The sequence below is a fragment of the Paenibacillus sp. FSL R10-2748 genome (assembly GCF_038005565.1).
In the GTDB taxonomy this organism is placed as follows: domain Bacteria; phylum Bacillota; class Bacilli; order Paenibacillales; family Paenibacillaceae; genus Paenibacillus; species Paenibacillus polymyxa_B.
The window spans coordinates 403,521-420,934 of record NZ_JBBOTK010000004.1 but is presented as its reverse complement, the minus strand read 5'-3'; the positions used below and the strand labels follow the sequence as shown (position 1 = coordinate 420,934).

Below are 17,414 nucleotides of genomic sequence, written 5' to 3'. Positions count from 1 at the left end.
AAATGTATATTTTTATGCTTCTTTTATTATACGAACTGTCCAAATTCACTTATTTTCGTTTATATCGTAAGAATAAAGTGTAATTTGGAAAACATAGGTACTCTGAAACCATCACTCTATTTCAATTCGAAAGGAGCAACATTAAAAATGACTTCGACAGATTTAATTCCACAGCCCAAAACTTATGGTCCCTTAGGTAATCTGCCCTTGATCGATACACATGCCCCTGTCCAGTCTCTGGTTAAGCTTTCTTATGAGTACGGTCCAATTTTTCGCATGGATCTGCCTGAAGGAACGAACATTTATATTTCCGGTCATAAGTTGGTCGCAGATGCTTGTGATGAATCCCGTTTCGACAAACAAGTGTGGGCTCCATTACAAAAAGTACGAGCTTTTGCAGGAGACGGACTATTCACAAGCTGGACTGAGGAACCGAACTGGCGCAAGGCCCACCAAATTTTGCTACCAAGCTTCAGTCAGAGGGCTATGAAGGGTTACCACAATATGATGCTTGATCTTGCTGTTCAGCTGATACAAAAATGGTCTCGGCTCAATCCCGATGAAAGTGTAGAGGTTCCGGAAGATATGACCCGGCTGACTTTGGATACGATCGGATTATGCGGCTTTAATTATCGTTTTAACAGTTTCTACCGCGATCAGCCCCATCCGTTCGTGACCAGTATGACACGCGCATTAGATGAAGCGATGGGTCAGCTGCAACGCCTCAATCTGCAAAACAAGCTGATGTTATCGAAGAAAAAGCAGTTTAAAAACGATATCGAAACGATGTTTTCGCTGGTAGACAGCATTATTCAAGAACGCAAAACCCTTGGCAACCAAGGAGAAGAGGATTTACTGGCACGTATGCTGGAAGGCAAGGACCCGGAAACTGGTGAGACGCTGGATGATGAAAATATCCGCTATCAGATCATCACTTTTCTCATCGCCGGTCATGAAACGACCAGTGGGCTTTTATCCTTTGCCATTTACTATTTGCTTAAGAATCCGCGAACGCTAACCAAGGCTTATGAAGAAGTGGATCGCGTGCTCACCGATTCGCTGCCTTCTTATACTCAGGTTCGTGAACTCAAGTACATAAGGATGATACTGAATGAAGCTCTGCGACTATGGCCGACAGCGCCCGCCTTCTCTCTCTTTGCCAAAGAAGATACGTTGCTCGACGGAACCTACCCACTTAAAAAAGGTGACAGCGTCAATGTACTCATTCCAAAACTGCACCGTGATACCGAGGCTTGGGGCGAAGATGTTGAGGAATTTCGACCGGAGCGCTTCGAGGACCCATCCGCCATTCCGCAAGATGCCTACAAACCGTTTGGCAACGGTCAACGCGCCTGTATTGGACAGCAGTTTGCCTTACAGGAGGCCACTCTTGTGCTGGGTATGGTACTGAAACATTTTGAGCTGATTGATCATACTCATTATGAGTTGAAAGTCAAAGAAACGCTCACACTCAAGCCGGAGGGCTTCACCATTCAAGTACGCCCGCGCAGCACACAGACTGCCGTTATGCTGCCAGGTGCCGTTCAAGAACTTCATGAACAAGAGGAACAAAAGGTTGCACCCCCCCATGCCGAAAAACATGATACTTCTTTGCTTTCTTTGTACGGCTCGAATCTGGGTACAGCTGAGGGACTTGCAGGTGAACTAGCCGATTTAGGTCGAAATTGGGGTTTCAACAGTAGCATAGCAACTCTGAATGATCGTGTGGACAATTTGCCTAAAGAAGGCGTGGTACTTATTACGACCGCATCTTATAATGGGCATCCGCCAGACAATGCTGATGCCTTTGTACAATGGTTGGAGCAGGCAGGCGAAGGGCAACTGGCAGGCGTAAGATATGCTGTATTCGGCTGCGGCGACCGCAATTGGGCCAGCACGTATCAGCGTATTCCAAGGCTGATCGACGAGCTGATGTCTGCCAAAGGGGCAAAGCAACTGTATGACCGGGGTGAGGGCGATGCCAGCGGTGACTTCGAGAAGGATTGGGAAGCCTGGAACCACGGCTTATGGCCGGATTTGTTGAATGCTTTCGGGGTAGAGCACAATGATACAGAACCGCAGGACAGCAACAGCCTGAGCATAGAGTTCGTCAGCGCCATACTCAGTACACCTCTTGCAGACAACTACGGAGCAGTTACCGCCGTCGTTACAGCGAATCGTGAGCTGCTTGCTGCTGAAAGTGAACGTAGTACACGACATCTGGAGCTCAAATTACCAACCGGATTGTCCTATCGCGAAGGTGACCACCTTGGTGTGTTGCCGCGTAATCCTGCTTCGCTAGTCAAAAGGGTGATGCAACGCTTTAAATTACAGGAACAGGATTACATCGTATTGAGAGGCAGTGACCGGGATGCGGCGCATCTCCCCTTAGATCGGCCTGTCAGCATAGAAGATTTGCTCACTCTCAGTGTGGAACTGCAAGAACCGGCAACGAGAGCCCAGCTACGGCAACTGGCATCCTTTACAGTGTGTCCACCGCACAAGAAAGAAATTGAAGCTTTGCTGGAGGATACTACCTTTGATCGAGAGATACGACAGAAGCGCGTCACGATGCTGGATATTCTGGAGAAGTATCCAGCCTGCGAGCTGCCATTCGAAAACTTTATCTCGCTGTTACCACCACTAAAGCCTAGGTACTACTCCATCTCAAGCTCTCCGCTTGAATCGGATAATTCGGTGAGTATAACAGTGGGCGTCGTGCGTGGACCAGCCCGTAGCGGACAGGGCGAATACCTAGGAATTGCCTCTAATTATTTGGCACAGCTCCAACCAGATGATCCTATTGTCATTTTTGTGCGTAAGCCTCAGTCGGGCTTCCGTTTACCGGAAGATCCAGCCGTGCCTGTCATCATGATCGGTCCGGGTACTGGAGTGGCACCATTCCGCGGATTCCTACAGACACGCTATGTACTTAAGGAGAGAGGAGAGCAGCTCGGCGAGGCTCATCTATACTATGGCTGCCGTAATCCTAAGCTCGACTATCTGTACAAGCAAGAGCTGCAAGCCTGGGAGCAAGAGGGAATCGTTACGCTTCATACAGCCTTTTCACGTCTGCCCGATCAACCCAAAAGATACGTGCAGCATGTCATGAAGGAAAATGCGGACGCTCTGATTCACTTGCTTGATGAAGGAGCGCATCTGTATGTATGCGGTGATGGTAGCCGGATGGCTCCCGATGTAGAAGACACCCTTTGTGCTGCTTACGCGGAAGCACACCATACCAGTAAAGAAGAAGCACAGCAATGGTTGGATCGTCTCCAACAGGAAAAACGCTATGCCAAGGATGTCTGGACAGGCATCTAATGATAACAGTATAAGAGCAAGCATTATGTTAAAAAATAAAAGGGACTGATTACTGGGCTTCGATCTCGTCGCAGTAGTTCAGTCCCTTTTATGATTATCTTTCACTCCATTTGGAAGCAATCACATCTACTTTGCTTTCTATTAGGTCCATAACCTCCTCGCGCTGCCTAGCCTTGAATAAATCAATCATGTCGATCAAGTCGTTGCGGTCTAATAATTTAACCCCGTTGACAGCAGCAAGTGTTTTACAGGATTCCGTATAACGGCCGGAGGTGATGACGAGGGACTTGTCAGCTGCATAATAACGCATAGAGGTATAAATCTCCTGCACTGCTCCCAAGCCTACCGGATGTTGTACCCCATAACGTTTGGCCTGTATGACAACTCTGACGCCTTCACGGTCTGTAAAAACCAGATCCGCTCCAAAATCCCGGCTACTGGTTGTTTTATAGATGTCCTTATAGCCAAGCGCGGATAATAACCGTTGCAAATAAAGTTCAAATTCCGAGCCATCCTCCATACGATCTATATCCTGAATTCCAATTTTGCGTGGGTCCAGATCACGTAAAATCCGATTTCTGCGACTACGTATCAGTCCTCTGATGATGAGCGCAAACAACACTAAAAGTACAATGAGTCCTATTCCTAATTCCTTGTATGCCAATAATTTCTCTAGCAACATCCAACTCTCCCTTTTCTACCATAAGCGTAGCCATATCATCCTTGACAGGACACTCCCCTATGCACGCTGGCACCCGTATTACATCTGTGTTATCACATAACAATAGCCCCGCCAGATTCGACGGGGCTATCTTCGTCTTGCCTCAAAGCTGTCTAAACTCCATACTCCGCATCATTATTCGCGATTCAGCAAAGATTCTCCGGCAATACCAGGCTGAGTCATTTGGTACGGGTCCAATATAATGTCCAGCTCCTCCTCGGTCAGTACATTGTACAGCAAGCACAACTCACGCACCGATTTCCCAGTCGTAATTGCTTCGCGAGCAATACGTGATACCACCTCATATCCAAGATGCGGATTAAGCGCTGTAATAATGCCTACACTGTTCTCTACATATTCACGACAACGCTCCACATTCGCTTCAATCCCTTCCACACAATGAATGCGGAAGACGTGGAAGCCCTGCTTCATAATTTCCAGCGATTGCAGCAGATTGTAGACCAGTACAGGCTCCATCACATTCAGCTCGAGCTGACCAGCCTCTGAAGCCAAGCAGATTGTATGATCATTACCAATGACCTGAAAAGCAATTTGGTTAATGACCTCACACATCACCGGATTTACCTTGCCCGGCATAATGGATGACCCTGGCTGACGAGCAGGCAGACTCAGTTCTCCCAGACCTGCACGAGGTCCGGAAGCCATTAACCGGATGTCATTTGCCACCTTAGACATATTCATCATACAAATTTTCAAGGCAGCAGACACTTCAGTATAAGCATCCGTATTTTGTGTAGCATCTACAAGATTTTCGTCAGCTTCCACAGGGAAGCCACTGACTTCTGCCAGTACCTCTGCGACACGCTGAATATAACGACGGTCTGCATTCAGGCCAGTACCCACCGCAGTTGCGCCCATATTAATCGTTAGCAGGTGCTGCTTGGTCGCACGGACGCGTCCGATATCACGACCCAGCACACGCGCATAAGCCTGAAACTCCTGCCCTAATCGTATGGGCACTGCATCCTGCAAGTGAGTCCGGCCCATTTTAATCACACTATCAAACTCATTTGCCTTCCGGGAAAATGCTTCCTGAAGCTCACTCATGGTGGCTAACAGCTTATCAATCATACTTAATACAGCCAAGTGTACGGCAGTAGGAAAAGCATCGTTCGTCGATTGCGCCATATTAACATGATTATTAGGACTGATCTCCTGATAATCTCCGCGTTGCTTGCCAATCAGCTCCAACGCGCGGTTCGCAATCACTTCATTTGTATTCATATTAATGGACGTGCCTGCGCCGCCCTGAATCGGATCGACGATGAAATGATCATGCAACTGTCCTTGTATAATCTCATCAGCAGCCTGAATAATGGCCTCTGCTTTGGGGCGATGTAAACGGGTTAGTTCCATATTTACCGTCGCTGCTCCCTTTTTCACGATCGCCATGGCTTTAATCAACTCAGGGTGCAGTCTTTGGCCTGTAATTGGAAAATTTTCTTTTGCTCTCAGCGTTTGTACACCGTAATAGGCATCTGATGGCACTTCCTTGGTACCTAAAAAATCATGCTCCAACCTCATATTCTCTGATTCCTCCGCTGTGTTTGCTACGTTCATCAATTCAGTACAGCCAAATTGACATAAAAAGACCTTTTCTGATCCCCTCTTTATTATACGTTTCTATTCCCGTGCTTTTCCAGTCGAATAAACGCGGAAAAAGCTATGTAATCCTATGACAAGTTATGATTACCCGTATATACCACAATTATTCGGTAAATGCTCAGCTATGACTAGAATACAGATTTAATGGCTTATAATAATATCGAGTGGCGTGCAGCTGACCATCGGCTGATTGAGCATAACCCGGAATAACACCAGCTTCTACGAACCCGATCGATTCGTATAGTCCATTGGAGGGGTCACCCACCCGCGTATCGAGCACCAGTAACGTTCTATCCCGACTTAGTGCCTCTTCTTCCGCTACCTTCATTAACTGTCGTGCGATCCCCAGTCTGCGTCCGGACGGATGCACCATAAGCTTTGCAATTTCCGCACGATGAATAGCGTTAGCTTTTTGAGCCAAATGAAGCTGTACCGTCCCTACAGGTACTCCGTCCTTCTCAGCAATCCACAGAACTACACCGTCCTCAAGTACATTGTTCCAATAAGTTGCTGCTTCCTCATAACCTAATGGAGGTAAGAAACCTATAGATGCACCGTCTGCAACCACGTCGATTAACAGTCGACTCAGTGAATCTGCCAGGGCTTCGCTCAGAGCTTGAACAGGGTAGACTCTTATTTCGTTGGACATTGTGATTCCTCCCGGTGAGTTCGATAACATACAATAAAGAAAGCAAACTATCTTTTGAGGATAGCTTACTTTCCATAATACTTCGTTTACTTCATCATTCTTATTTCCATTACTGCTCTGCCATATAAAAGAACTCCCACAGATGACCATCCAAATCCTGAAAGCTCCATCCATACATAAAACCATGATCTTGAGGTTCGTTCGAGGGCTTGCCGCCTGCTTCCAAAGCCTTGTGGACGATCTCGTCCACCTTTTCTCGGCTCTCTACCGATAAGGCAACAATCGCTTCTGTACTTTTTGTAGCATCTGAAATTTCTTTTGTCGTGAACGCTTTAAAACGTTCTTCAACCAATAACATGACAAAAATATGCTCACTAACAACCATACAGGTTGCATGTTCATCAGTGAACTGAGCGCTGAATTCAAATCCGATGGTAGTGAAAAAATCAATGGACTGTTGCAGGTTTTTAACTGGTAAATTCACAAAAATTTGTTTAGCTGTTACTCCCACGACATTTCACCTCTTCATTCGTCATTCATTCTACTTTATCATACTACCTCTCCACAAAAGATAACTTAACTATCGTATAAAGTCAATCAATCTGACATTTGTGTAGTGAAGTCTCCTATTCCCAATGTAGCTTATCCAGTGTGCGTGATAATACAGCCGCTGCTTCTGCCCTCGTCACAGATGTATCCGGGCCAAAACAGCCTTTCTCGTCTCCCTTCATAATACCTAGTCCAGACAAAGTCTTCACAGCCGGAGCTGCCCATGTAGAGATCTCCTGCGCATCCGATAATGATACGGATATACTTTCACTCACTTCTCCTGTATGTTCTTCTGTGTTCCCAGCGAAGCGCAAGGCTCTCTCTGTGATCACAGCCAGTTCCTCCCTCGATACCGGTGTATCAGGTCGGAAGCTTCCGTCAGCATAGCCGTTGATCAGCCCGGCTGCTGCTGCGGTACGTACGGAATCCGTATACCACGATTCGGTTAGAACGTCGTCAAAGCTCGTCAGCGTGCGATCTGTACGCTCCAGTCCAAGCACACGAACCAGCATCGCTGCCAGTTCAGAGCGTCGCACCTGGCCTTCAGGCTCAAAATGCATGTTCGCTAAGTCCCTTTCACGAGTCGCACTAGCTGTAGACGCTGTCGAATCGGTCCCCGTCACAAGCAGGCGAGTCGCCAGCCGTGTAATATCCTGCTGCGCCCAATGACCGGATATATCTATGAACGATCTGACTTCACCAGAAGCCCCGCCATCAAGCACAGCGTAAGTCCCTCCCGAACGTCCATACACGGTTATTTCCTCACTCGCAGCGTGAAAAGGAACAGGCTGATAGGACAGCTGTCCGGCTTGGTTGGTCGATACCTTCACTACAGCAAACTGGTCTGCATCGACCGTTGCAGGAACACGTAACAGATAACGTTCATACCCACTACCAGAATCTCCATTACCTGCCAAAAGTTGTTTCCGTCCATCCTCGTTTCTCAGCTCAGCGGCGATATCCAAAGCCTGTAACAGTTTGCGCCCTGTCGGAACATCCAAGCGTTTAGCCAGTTCTTCGTTCGAAGTGATGGAAAAACTCAAGGAAATTTGTTTTACAGGCACCTGCCAGGTATCAGCCAGTTTCTGAAGAGACAAACGACTTGTTGCTACTTCATATCCACCTTGTGGCGTTTCCACTCGAAGGGTATGAATACGGTCGTTCAAGACGGCTCCCAAAGCTTCCCCGCTTAAATGAACCTCATACGTCCTCGCTTCTACTTGCTCCCCTGCACGGATCACAAGCGTACCCTTCGCGCCATTTTGAATGGCCTTTTGTATTTCAGCAGCTGTTACTTGAGCAACTGCCTTTTTCAGTCCGTTTTGCTCCACTCCGATCATTACAGACTTGACTTGCACCACATTTGTACCAGACAGGCTGCTTCCATTGGGTTCACTACTGGCAGTCTGACCCTGCCCATTTACCGTTCCATTCATGTTACTGCTACTGCTATTCCCAGCGTTGGCGTTTCCAACGTTATCCTGCTGATCCTCATCGTCATTTCGGCCACTCCCACCATCTGTTGGTGGTTCTTCCGTTTTGCGCGGCAAATCTATTTGCGCAACCAACGGATCATGATCGCTGACCCGCCCGTCTGCCGTACTAAAGTCTGCATTCATATGAACGATATCCAGCACGGATGTTTTGCTTAGTGACGGGCTGACCAGCATATGATCCAATGTTTGCGAATTACCTTCATAAATATAGGAGTACCGTTCCTTTTCATCCAAATTGTCAATCAGATTGGTCAATTCATGCCCCCGTAGCAAAGCCAGCGTTTCAGAAAATTGAAAATCATTCAGGTCACCGAGCACCACCATATTGGCCTTGGGGTTTACTTGCAGTACCGACTTTACAAAGCCATTCACAATCGTTGCAATCTTCGCACGCTGTATTTCGCTGCTTCGCACAGGCGGCTGAATTCCTCCAAATGGCGCTTGATCGCCCCCTTTGGAATTAAAATGGTTAGAGACCACAATCACCTGCTGGCCTTCAAACTCAAATTCAGCGGCCAACGGCTTGCGCGAGTCTTCAAATGACGCATTCAGGGGATCAATCCGACCCGGGTTGAGAGAGAGTCCCTGCACTCCATAAGTGACAGACGTAACTGAATCCCCCTTGGGCTTGTCGGTCAGCGTAACACGTTGCGGATTGTACAAGAAGCCAACACGGATATTGCCACCGGGGGCACCGCCATCCTTATTATTTTCAGGGGCAATATCTGTAAAAGCGTACTCCGGGCCTCCATGAGCTCGAATCGCCTCTATGAGCACGCGGAAGCTTTCGGAAGCGTCTGTGGTCCCATCGTCTTTCTCACCGTTATTATCCTGCACTTCCAGCAATCCTATGATATCCGGATGATTCAAATTTACGGCAATAGCCTGCCCCAGCTGATCTATTCGTTTTCCATCACCGGGATCAAAGTTTTCCACATTAAAAGAAGCTACTGTCAGCTTACGATCATCGCGTATCAAACGCGTGTTGGTTGGCTGGAGGCCACCTGATACAATACCAGGCAGACGTTCTGGCAACAGCTTATAATTGCTAAAGCTATAGCTCACCACACCTGTGATAGGACCCGCAAAACGATCGCCTGTTTTCAAAGGAGCCGAAGGCTTCGCATCAATCAGAATCCGTTGCGGGTTCAGACTTCTTTCTGTCAGCATGAGTCCGCCTGCCTCCGTTACAACCTCACCTGTGTTTGGACCGTTATCAATTCGGACTGGAATTTCATAACCATAAGGACCAATCACAGTGGCATCCTTCAACTCTACACGCATGCCTTCCAGGCTTTCGAAAAAGTCCAAGCCATCCTCCTGTGGATCAAACACCGTCATTCCGTCATTATCCACAACAGATGTCGGCATCACACGTCCCTGTTCACCTAGCAAAATTGGAGATGGCAATGGACGGTCATTGGCAATTACCTTAACCGAAGAAGCCACAATTTCTGTGGTCGTCAAGTCGATTGGCTTACTTGCATATGTTCTTTCCGTGTATTCCTTCACCGAACCGCTAACCCTTACCTCATCCCCTACCTGTGCACCGTGACTAGGCTTGTACACTAAAATGGCCTCGGATGTTTTTTCATCCTGATCCACTTGATCATCCATCTCTTGGATATAGAAGCTGCTCCCCTTCACCATCGTGACAACGCCTTCAATATCCGCTACTTTTTGTCCTTCATATGGAGAACGGTGTGCTCCCCCCTGTATATCGTGGATGCGAGGCTTTTTAGGAAAATAGACATCTGCATATACACTTGCCCCTACAGTTACGGGTGAAGGTTGCACCTCTTTTCCTGCAAAAGATGCAGGCTCTGCCGAAGCTTTTCCACTGGACAACCCTACCGGCCCTCCAGCCGAAAGCACCAGTATGGCACTGAGCCATGTGATCCCGAACCTTTTTAATTTCGTGGGTAATATTTTTTCTATGTATTCTTGTTTCATCAAAAGATACTCCCCTCCCCATTTTCACTATGATTACGCTTACAAATATATTCTTCTTTTAAGATACCATAAATTAGTCAATTTAGTACCTTAATTATGTAAGGATTTTGCAAAATTCGATTCCAGTCGCTCCAAAGTGCAATATATAGACGCACTAGACCACTTCGGTCTATATATTGTTCATTGGAAGTCGCTTATTGGATGTTTGCAAAACCATCATATAAAAATGAATTCTTCTTGCCGTAGCATATTCAGATCAAATTATTGTAAACTTGTTCTAATACAGAAAAAGGTGGCACATAAGCTATGGAGCATTTGCTTAACGATCAGGTTAAAAACATTCAAATCAGCGGCATCCGCAAAATCGCCAACAAAGTTGCCGCATTACCCGGAACCCTGTCATTAACGATCGGACAGCCGGACTTCCCTACCCCTGCGCATATTATGGAAGCTGCCCATCGGGCGATTAACGAAGGACGCACCTCCTATACACCTAATCCGGGACTGCCGGAATTACGAGAAGCCGCAGCGGCGTTTGTAGCTCGTAAATACGGCCTAAATTACCGTGGACAGGATGAGGTTATCGTAACGAACGGAGCCAGTGAAGCGCTGGATATTACCTTACGCACGATTTTGTCACCCGGCGATGAAGTCATTCTGCCAGTGCCGATCTACCCAGGGTACGAGCCATTAATCCGTTTGTCAGGCGGCATTCCTGTGTTTGCCGATACCCGCAGTAGCGGCTTCAAGCTTACGGCCGAGGTGCTGGAACCTTATCTGACCGAACGGACAAAAGCAGTCATTCTCGGATATCCTTCGAATCCAACCGGACGAGTGATGAGCCGTGAAGAACTGGAAGCGGTCGCGGATTTACTGAAGGAGCGTGATCTGTTTATCATTTCGGATGAAATATACAGTGAACTGATTTACGATACCCCCCACGTGTCCATTGCAACTCTGCCAGGTATGCGGGAGCGTACCATCGTCATCAACGGTCTGTCCAAATCACATTCCATGACGGGATGGCGCATTGGTTTTACACTTGCACCCGCTGAAATTACACAGCACATGGTCAAAGTCCATCAGTACAACGTAACCTGTGCCAGCTCAATTAGCCAATATGCTGCCCTGGAAGCCTTGACCACTGGTGTCGATGATGCACTTCCGATGCGTGAGGAATACCGCAAGCGTCGTGATTATGTACATGGAAGGCTGACAGACATGGGTATCCCGCTGGAGAAACCCGAGGGAGCCTTTTACCTTTTCCCTTCCATCGCGCATTTTGGATTAAGCTCGATGGATTTTACCCTGAAGCTGCTGGAAGAGCATGGAGTGGCTGTCGTACCTGGAGATGCCTTTTCTTCCTATGGCGAAGGATACATTCGCTTGTCCTATGCTTACGGACAGGATGTGCTGGAGCAAGGGTTGGATAAAATAGAGAGGTTTGTTAGGGGAATTGTGAGGAGTTAAGGTGGGGGAGGCGCTACGCAGTCCATTTGATCTTCCGATCGCTGTTGCTGGGGGATTCTTGGATTGGATAAAACATTTATAGGTAAGAATCCCTCAGCAAAGGCGAACGCTACCGCTTCTCCAGATTCAAATGGCCCGCTTCGCTCACTGCCCACCTTAAAGTCCCTCATTACGCTAACATGTGTGTAGAGTAAGGGGAGCAGAAGTACAATACTCACCGCTTTGCGCGGTGAATAAACAAAACAGGCCCTTGAACCACCTGTACGGATGGTTCAAGGGCCTGTTCGCTCTTCCTCTACTCCCTCATCTGGTGTGGGATTAATGGGTGCGTACCTTTAAGCACGGTGCAGCGGAGGGGGCGGAATGGTGCTGGACAAGCGGAGCGGTCGCCTTTAAATTCCGATTTTCACCTTTAAATATTCAATCATAAAAATCGGAATTTAACAGCGATGGTAAGCACCATCCGCCACCGCAGCGACCTTTAAAGCACCAACCCCTAATCCCAACGCCACTCCCCTACTTTAAATGCATTTTGAATTGCAGGAACAATTCATTATAATGAGCGAGCATGCGCTTGCCTAGATTGTTGTATACTTCCAGCTTATCTGTAATTTCGGACGGAGGGTAAAAACGCTCGTCGCCAGAGATATCTTCAGGCAACAACTTCTTTCCATCCTCGTTGGGTGTGGAGTATCCTACAAACTCGGCATTTTGAGCGGCTACATCGGGCTGCATCATGAAATTGATGAACTTATGGGCCGCATCCACATGGGTAGCGGTTTTTGGAATAACCATATTATCAAACCACAAGTTGGAGCCTTCATCTGGCACGATGTAATCGAGCTTCTCGTTCTCATCCATGATTTCAGACGCATCACCGGACCATACAACCCCGGCAGCAGCTTCCTCGTTTGCCAGCAGCATTTTAATCTCGTCACCGACAACCGCTTTGACATTAGGCGCTAATTTCTCCAACTTCGTCAAAGCCTGCTGTAAATGTGCCTCATTCGTATCGTTCAAGGAATAGTGAAGGCTGTTCAGTGACATCCCTACGACTTCCCTCGCACCATCAACCAACAGTAGGTTATTACGCAGCTTTGGATTCCACAGACCGTTCCAGCTATGAAAATCAATGCCTTTCGTCAGCTCCGGGTTAAACACAATCCCGACTGTACCCCAAAAATATGGTACCGAGTATTCATTATTCGGGTCAAACGAAAGGTTTAGAAAATGAGAATCCACATGCTTCAAATTCGGCAGCTTGCTGTGGTCCAACGGGAGCAACAAGTGCTCCTGCTTCATTTTAGCCAAAGCATATTCCGAGGGAACCGCTACATCAAACGAAGTTCCTCCCTGCTCGATTTTCGTCAGCATCGCCTCATTGGAGTCAAAGGTCTGATAAATGACAGTAATCCCCGTCTCCTTCTGAAACCGTTCCAACAGCTCGGGGTCAATGTAGTCTCCCCAGTTATACACCGTCAGTGTGTTGCCACCGGAGTAGCCTTGACTGGAATTAAGCCATGCGGCCACCCCCATCAGACCAAACGAGATGATGAAAATGGACAGAAACACGCGCACAAGTGACTTCATCTAGGCACCCCCATTTCTGCCGCAGGCTCTTTTTTACCATTACGATTCGCCTTGCGCATAATAAAGTAGTAACCCACCACCAGCAGCACAGTAAACAGGAAAATGAGCGTGGATAGCGCATTGATGGACAAGGAAACCCCTTGACGGGCACGTGAGTATATTTCCACCGATAAGGTCGAATAGCCACTACCTGTCACAAAAAAGGTCACCGCAAAATCATCCAGCGAGTATGTTAACGCCATAAAGAAGCCCGCATAAATCCCTGGCTTGATAAAGGGTAGAATCACCTTGGTCAGCACATCCATTCGGCTGGCACCCAAATCACGCGCGGCATCGACCAGAGATGGACTCATTTCCTGCAACCTCGGCAGAATCATAATGACCGCAATCGGCACACTAAATGCAATATGGGATAATAAAACGGAGTAGAAACCCAGCTTAATCCCGACCATCGTGAACAAAATGAGGAAGGAAGCGCCAATAATGACGTCCGGGTTCACGATCAATACATTATTGAGCGACAGCATCGTGTTTTTGACTCGACGGTTCTGCATCTGATGAATAGCCAGTGCCCCCATAATGCCAATAATCGTAGCCAACGCAGACGACAGCAAAGCAATCACCAAGGTGTTAATGACAATAATGATCAAACGGGTGTCTGCAAACACCTCTTTGTAATATTGGAGTGTAAAACCTTCAAACTCATGCATCGTCCCGCCACTGTTGAAGGAATAGTACATCAAATACAAAATAGGTGCGTACAACACGAGAAAAACAATCACCAAATAAATATTCCCGAATCGGTTTTTATTTACCATGCCGCACCCTCCGTTTCGTTCCAGAGGTGAGCAGCATAATGATCCCCATCGCCAAAATCAGGAACACGGCAACCGTAGAGCCCATACCCCAATCCTGAGTAACCAGAAAATGCTGCTCTATCGCCGTCCCCAGTGTAATCACACGGTTACCTGCAATCAGGCGGGTAATCATAAACAGCGACAACGCTGGAATAAACACAGCCATGCAACCGGATCGCACACCCGCAAGCGTTAACGGGAAAATAACCCTGCGAAACGCGGTCCACTTGGAGGCTCCCAAATCACGGGCTGCGTCCAGCAATGAAGGGTTTAAACCTTCCAACGCGTTATAGATAGGCAAAATCATAAAAGGCACAAAAATATAAACCGACACAAACACAAAGCTGGAGCTGGTAAACAATAATTGCTGACCACCCAACCCAACCATACCTAACACCGCATTCACCGGGCCATAGGTACCAAAGATCCCGATAAAAGCATACGTTTTGAGTAGCAAGTTAATCCAGGTCGGCAAAATAATGAGCAACAGCCACAGTTGCTTATGCTTGGTGCGTGTGAGCAAATATGCTGCCGGGTAAGCAACTAACAGTGAAAATACAGTGATCAGAAATGCATACCAGAACGAGCTAAGCGTCATGCTCAAATAAACAGGTGTCAGAAACTGAGCGTAGTTGTTGAAGGTGAGATGACCATCCACATCAAATAATGAATAGTAAAACACAAGTACAACCGGAGCTGCCACGAACAGCACAATCCATAAATAGTAAGGCAGCAGATACGCTGCTCTTGTATTACCGGACATGCTGATCCACCTCTTCATAGGCTTCCAGACGCCGATCAAATTCTTCCTCTGTTTCCCCGAACCGCATCACATGGATCGCTTCCGGGTCAAATCGCAGACCGATTTCACTGCCCAGCTCCGCCTTTTTGGTAGAATGTACGAGCCACTCCTGACCCGAATCATCATAGCAGCTTATTTCATAGTGAACACCTCGGAACAATTGGGTATCCACTTTTACACGTAGCTTGCCTTCAGCCACACTCGTAATCTCCAAGTCCTCTGGCCGGATCACAATTTCAATGGGCTCGTTCGGACGTAATCCTCCGTCAACACATTCAAACTGTCGACCGTTAAATTCCACTTGGTAATCCGCAATCATCCGTCCTGGGACAATATTGGATTCGCCGATGAAATCAGCAACAAACCGATTAATCGGCTCATCATAAATATCATTAGGCGTACCACTCTGCTCAATCTTACCTTTGTTCATGACAAAAATTTCGTCCGACATGGCCAGCGCTTCCTCCTGATCATGCGTAACGAAAATAAAGGTAATTCCAAGACGCTGCTGCATTTCGCGCAAAATGTACTGCATTTCTGTACGCAGCTTTAAATCCAGTGCAGACAACGGTTCATCCAACAAAAGAACATCAGGCTCATTGACGATAGCCCGTGCGATGGCTACACGCTGACGCTGTCCCCCAGACATCTCAGAAATTTCTCGCTCACCGTAGCCTTCCAGATTGACAAAGGACAACGCCTGTGTCACCTTCTCCTGAATGTCCTTTTTGTTCATCTTTTTGATGCGCAGACCAAAGGCTACATTTTCAAACACATTCAGATGCGGAAATAGCGCATAATCTTGAAAAACCGTATTGACCTGCCGCTCATTGGCTGGAACACGATTAATGAGTTTTCCATTCAAATAAATAGAGCCTTCTGTCGGCTCCGCAAAACCTGCAATCATACGCAGAATCGTCGTTTTACCACAGCCGGAAGGACCCAGCAGTGTATAAAATTTACCACGCTCAATCTCAAAGCTAACGTCCGCCAGCACTGGGGGATCGTTGTCATATTGCTTGGTCACCCGTTCAAATCGGATGATGGTTTGCTCTCCCATAACACCCTCCTTCAAAAATTCGACTTCATTCCATTTCATTCTTTTCATTAAACATAATTATTCAGGGCGTATCATTTACCCTTGTGACTTCCATGTAAAATAGTCTGTCAGCACACGAATGGCTACACCAATCGCTTCCTCCGCAGGCTCCAGCTTCGCATGATGCAAACCATAAGGCGTATCAACACCAAGCCAGAACATTAGACCGGGAATTCGCTCCAGAAAATACCCGAAGTCTTCTCCGGTCATCGCTTCTCCGCATTCAATAAGCTGCACATCCTGCCGGTTACTGACCCAGTTCATAAATTCCTCGGTCACCTGAGCTTCATTGTACACTTGCAAATAGTTTGAGCCATAGTGAATCTCTGCATGGCATTCAAATCCAGCTTCAACACCGCGTACCAGCGCTTCAATCCGTGATTTAACCAGCATCATTGTATCGGCTGACAACGTTCGAATCGTACCCTCCAAACGGGCGGTTTCCGCTATAATATTTTGCTTCGTGCCTCCGCTAACCTTACCCACGGTAATGACCGCTGCATCGAGTGGATTCACATTACGGGCTACAACCGTCTGTAATTGTCCCACCAGTTGGCAAGCAGCTACTACCATATCATTCGCCTTGTGTGGATACGCAGCATGCCCGCCCATACCCTTCAGGTCGATGAAAAGCTCCGACGTATTGGCAAATAGGATGCCCGGGCGAGTCGCAATTGTACCGACAGGATATTCAGGTGCAACGTGCAGCGCGACAATTTCATCGGGTATCCAGTCTGCCAGCTCCGTGCTGTCCCGCATAGGCAAGGCTCCGCCCGGCCCTTCCTCAGCCGGTTGAAACAACACAACCAGGTCATCCTTAATCGGATGGCTTGCAAAGTGAGTAACAATTCCCAATCCAATCGTCATATGTAAATCGTGTCCACAAGCATGCATATAGCCGGGATGAGTCGAACGGAAATCGTAACCTGTCTCTTCTTCAATCGGCAAACCATCCATATCACAACGATATCCATAGCGGCGTTCAGGAGCTGTTCCATGAATGAACACTAACACGCCCGTACGCCATGTACGAATTTCCAACCGCTCCTGAGGGAGCGTTTCCAAATAATCCAGCAAATATTGTTGTGTTTTGTACTCCTCAAAACCCGGCTCGGGAATTTGGTGTAAATCTCTTCGTATTTGGACAAAAGAACGATAGTCGACCGTACTCATTACCGCTACTCCTCCTCTTTATAGCTCATCAGCTCTTATCTGGCAAAAGAACAAAAGGACAAAAGCCCGGCGCAGCCGCCGAGCCTTGTCCGTTGTGCTTCGTCC

Annotated in this window: 12 protein-coding genes; 2 read left to right on the top strand and 10 right to left on the bottom strand. The window is 47.5% G+C overall.

The features are described 5' to 3' along the window. Positions 1–147: 147 nt before the first annotated feature. Positions 148–3,324, top strand: coding sequence for a bifunctional cytochrome P450/NADPH--P450 reductase (locus NSS66_RS14905; RefSeq protein ID WP_340959274.1), 3,177 nt, complete (start codon positions 148–150; stop codon positions 3,322–3,324). A gap of 94 nt (positions 3,325–3,418) precedes the next feature. On the opposite strand, the gene NSS66_RS14900 is transcribed toward NSS66_RS14905, so the two are convergent. The 5 genes from NSS66_RS14900 to NSS66_RS14880 all read right to left on the bottom strand — a co-directional run bounded on the left by NSS66_RS14900 (position 3,419) and on the right by NSS66_RS14880 (position 10,318). Further along, entirely contained in the window at positions 3,419–4,006 is a 588-nt protein-coding gene (locus NSS66_RS14900; protein WP_023989579.1) for a restriction endonuclease, read from the bottom strand. 174 nt (positions 4,007–4,180) lie between these two features. After that, a complete protein-coding gene (aspA, locus tag NSS66_RS14895; protein WP_013311251.1) occupies positions 4,181–5,590 on the bottom strand; it encodes an aspartate ammonia-lyase in 1,410 nt (469 codons plus the stop codon). A gap of 199 nt (positions 5,591–5,789) precedes the next feature. Then, positions 5,790–6,320 carry a GNAT family N-acetyltransferase gene (locus tag NSS66_RS14890; protein ID WP_340959273.1) on the bottom strand — a complete coding sequence of 177 codons (531 nt, stop codon included), beginning with the start codon at positions 6,318–6,320 and terminating at the stop codon, positions 5,790–5,792. Positions 6,321–6,429: 109 nt separating this feature from the next. After that, positions 6,430–6,831 carry a VOC family protein gene (locus tag NSS66_RS14885; protein ID WP_023989581.1) on the bottom strand — a complete coding sequence of 134 codons (402 nt, stop codon included), beginning with the start codon at positions 6,829–6,831 and terminating at the stop codon, positions 6,430–6,432. 115 nt (positions 6,832–6,946) lie between these two features. Beyond that, positions 6,947–10,318, bottom strand: coding sequence for an S-layer homology domain-containing protein (locus NSS66_RS14880; RefSeq protein ID WP_340959356.1), 3,372 nt, complete (start codon positions 10,316–10,318; stop codon positions 6,947–6,949). A gap of 306 nt (positions 10,319–10,624) precedes the next feature. On the opposite strand from NSS66_RS14880, the gene NSS66_RS14875 reads away from it, so the two are divergent. Continuing rightward, entirely contained in the window at positions 10,625–11,788 is a 1,164-nt protein-coding gene (locus tag NSS66_RS14875; protein ID WP_340959272.1) for an aminotransferase A, read from the top strand. Between the two features lie 516 nt (positions 11,789–12,304). On the opposite strand, the gene NSS66_RS14870 is transcribed toward NSS66_RS14875, so the two are convergent. The 5 genes from NSS66_RS14870 to NSS66_RS14850 form a co-directional block, all read right to left on the bottom strand. Then, positions 12,305–13,378, bottom strand: coding sequence for an ABC transporter substrate-binding protein (locus NSS66_RS14870; protein ID WP_028542540.1), 1,074 nt, complete (start codon positions 13,376–13,378; stop codon positions 12,305–12,307). Next, positions 13,375–14,196 carry an ABC transporter permease gene (locus NSS66_RS14865; protein WP_023989585.1) on the bottom strand — a complete coding sequence of 274 codons (822 nt, stop codon included), beginning with the start codon at positions 14,194–14,196 and terminating at the stop codon, positions 13,375–13,377. Before NSS66_RS14865 ends, NSS66_RS14870 begins: the two co-directional genes overlap by 4 nt. Beyond that, entirely contained in the window at positions 14,186–14,998 is an 813-nt protein-coding gene (locus NSS66_RS14860; protein WP_023989586.1) for an ABC transporter permease, read from the bottom strand. Before NSS66_RS14860 ends, NSS66_RS14865 begins: the two co-directional genes overlap by 11 nt. After that, on the bottom strand, positions 14,988–16,097 hold the full coding sequence (locus tag NSS66_RS14855) for an ABC transporter ATP-binding protein (RefSeq protein WP_028542542.1): 1,110 nt from the start codon (positions 16,095–16,097) through the stop codon (positions 14,988–14,990). Before NSS66_RS14855 ends, NSS66_RS14860 begins: the two co-directional genes overlap by 11 nt. A 75-nt stretch (positions 16,098–16,172) precedes the next feature. Then, positions 16,173–17,309: an N-acetyldiaminopimelate deacetylase gene (locus NSS66_RS14850; RefSeq protein ID WP_028542543.1), complete on the bottom strand. Its 1,137-nt coding sequence runs from the start codon at positions 17,307–17,309 to the stop codon at positions 16,173–16,175. Positions 17,310–17,414 lie beyond the last annotated feature (105 nt).

What these genes read in the sequence shown, in the direction of transcription:
- NSS66_RS14870 (WP_028542540.1), bottom strand. Translation starts at nt 13,378, where the DNA reads ATGAAGTCACTTGTGCGCGTGTTTCTGTCCATTTTCATCATCTCGTTT.
- NSS66_RS14875 (WP_340959272.1), top strand. Translation starts at nt 10,625, where the DNA reads ATGGAGCATTTGCTTAACGATCAGGTTAAAAACATTCAAATCAGCGGC.
- NSS66_RS14905 (WP_340959274.1), top strand. Translation starts at nt 148, where the DNA reads ATGACTTCGACAGATTTAATTCCACAGCCCAAAACTTATGGTCCCTTA.
- NSS66_RS14860 (WP_023989586.1), bottom strand. Translation starts at nt 14,998, where the DNA reads ATGTCCGGTAATACAAGAGCAGCGTATCTGCTGCCTTACTATTTATGG.
- NSS66_RS14865 (WP_023989585.1), bottom strand. Translation starts at nt 14,196, where the DNA reads ATGGTAAATAAAAACCGATTCGGGAATATTTATTTGGTGATTGTTTTT.
- aspA (WP_013311251.1), bottom strand. Translation starts at nt 5,590, where the DNA reads ATGAGGTTGGAGCATGATTTTTTAGGTACCAAGGAAGTGCCATCAGAT.
- NSS66_RS14890 (WP_340959273.1), bottom strand. Translation starts at nt 6,320, where the DNA reads ATGTCCAACGAAATAAGAGTCTACCCTGTTCAAGCTCTGAGCGAAGCC.
- NSS66_RS14850 (WP_028542543.1), bottom strand. Translation starts at nt 17,309, where the DNA reads ATGAGTACGGTCGACTATCGTTCTTTTGTCCAAATACGAAGAGATTTA.
- NSS66_RS14855 (WP_028542542.1), bottom strand. Translation starts at nt 16,097, where the DNA reads ATGGGAGAGCAAACCATCATCCGATTTGAACGGGTGACCAAGCAATAT.
- NSS66_RS14880 (WP_340959356.1), bottom strand. Translation starts at nt 10,318, where the DNA reads ATGAAACAAGAATACATAGAAAAAATATTACCCACGAAATTAAAAAGG.
- NSS66_RS14900 (WP_023989579.1), bottom strand. Translation starts at nt 4,006, where the DNA reads ATGTTGCTAGAGAAATTATTGGCATACAAGGAATTAGGAATAGGACTC.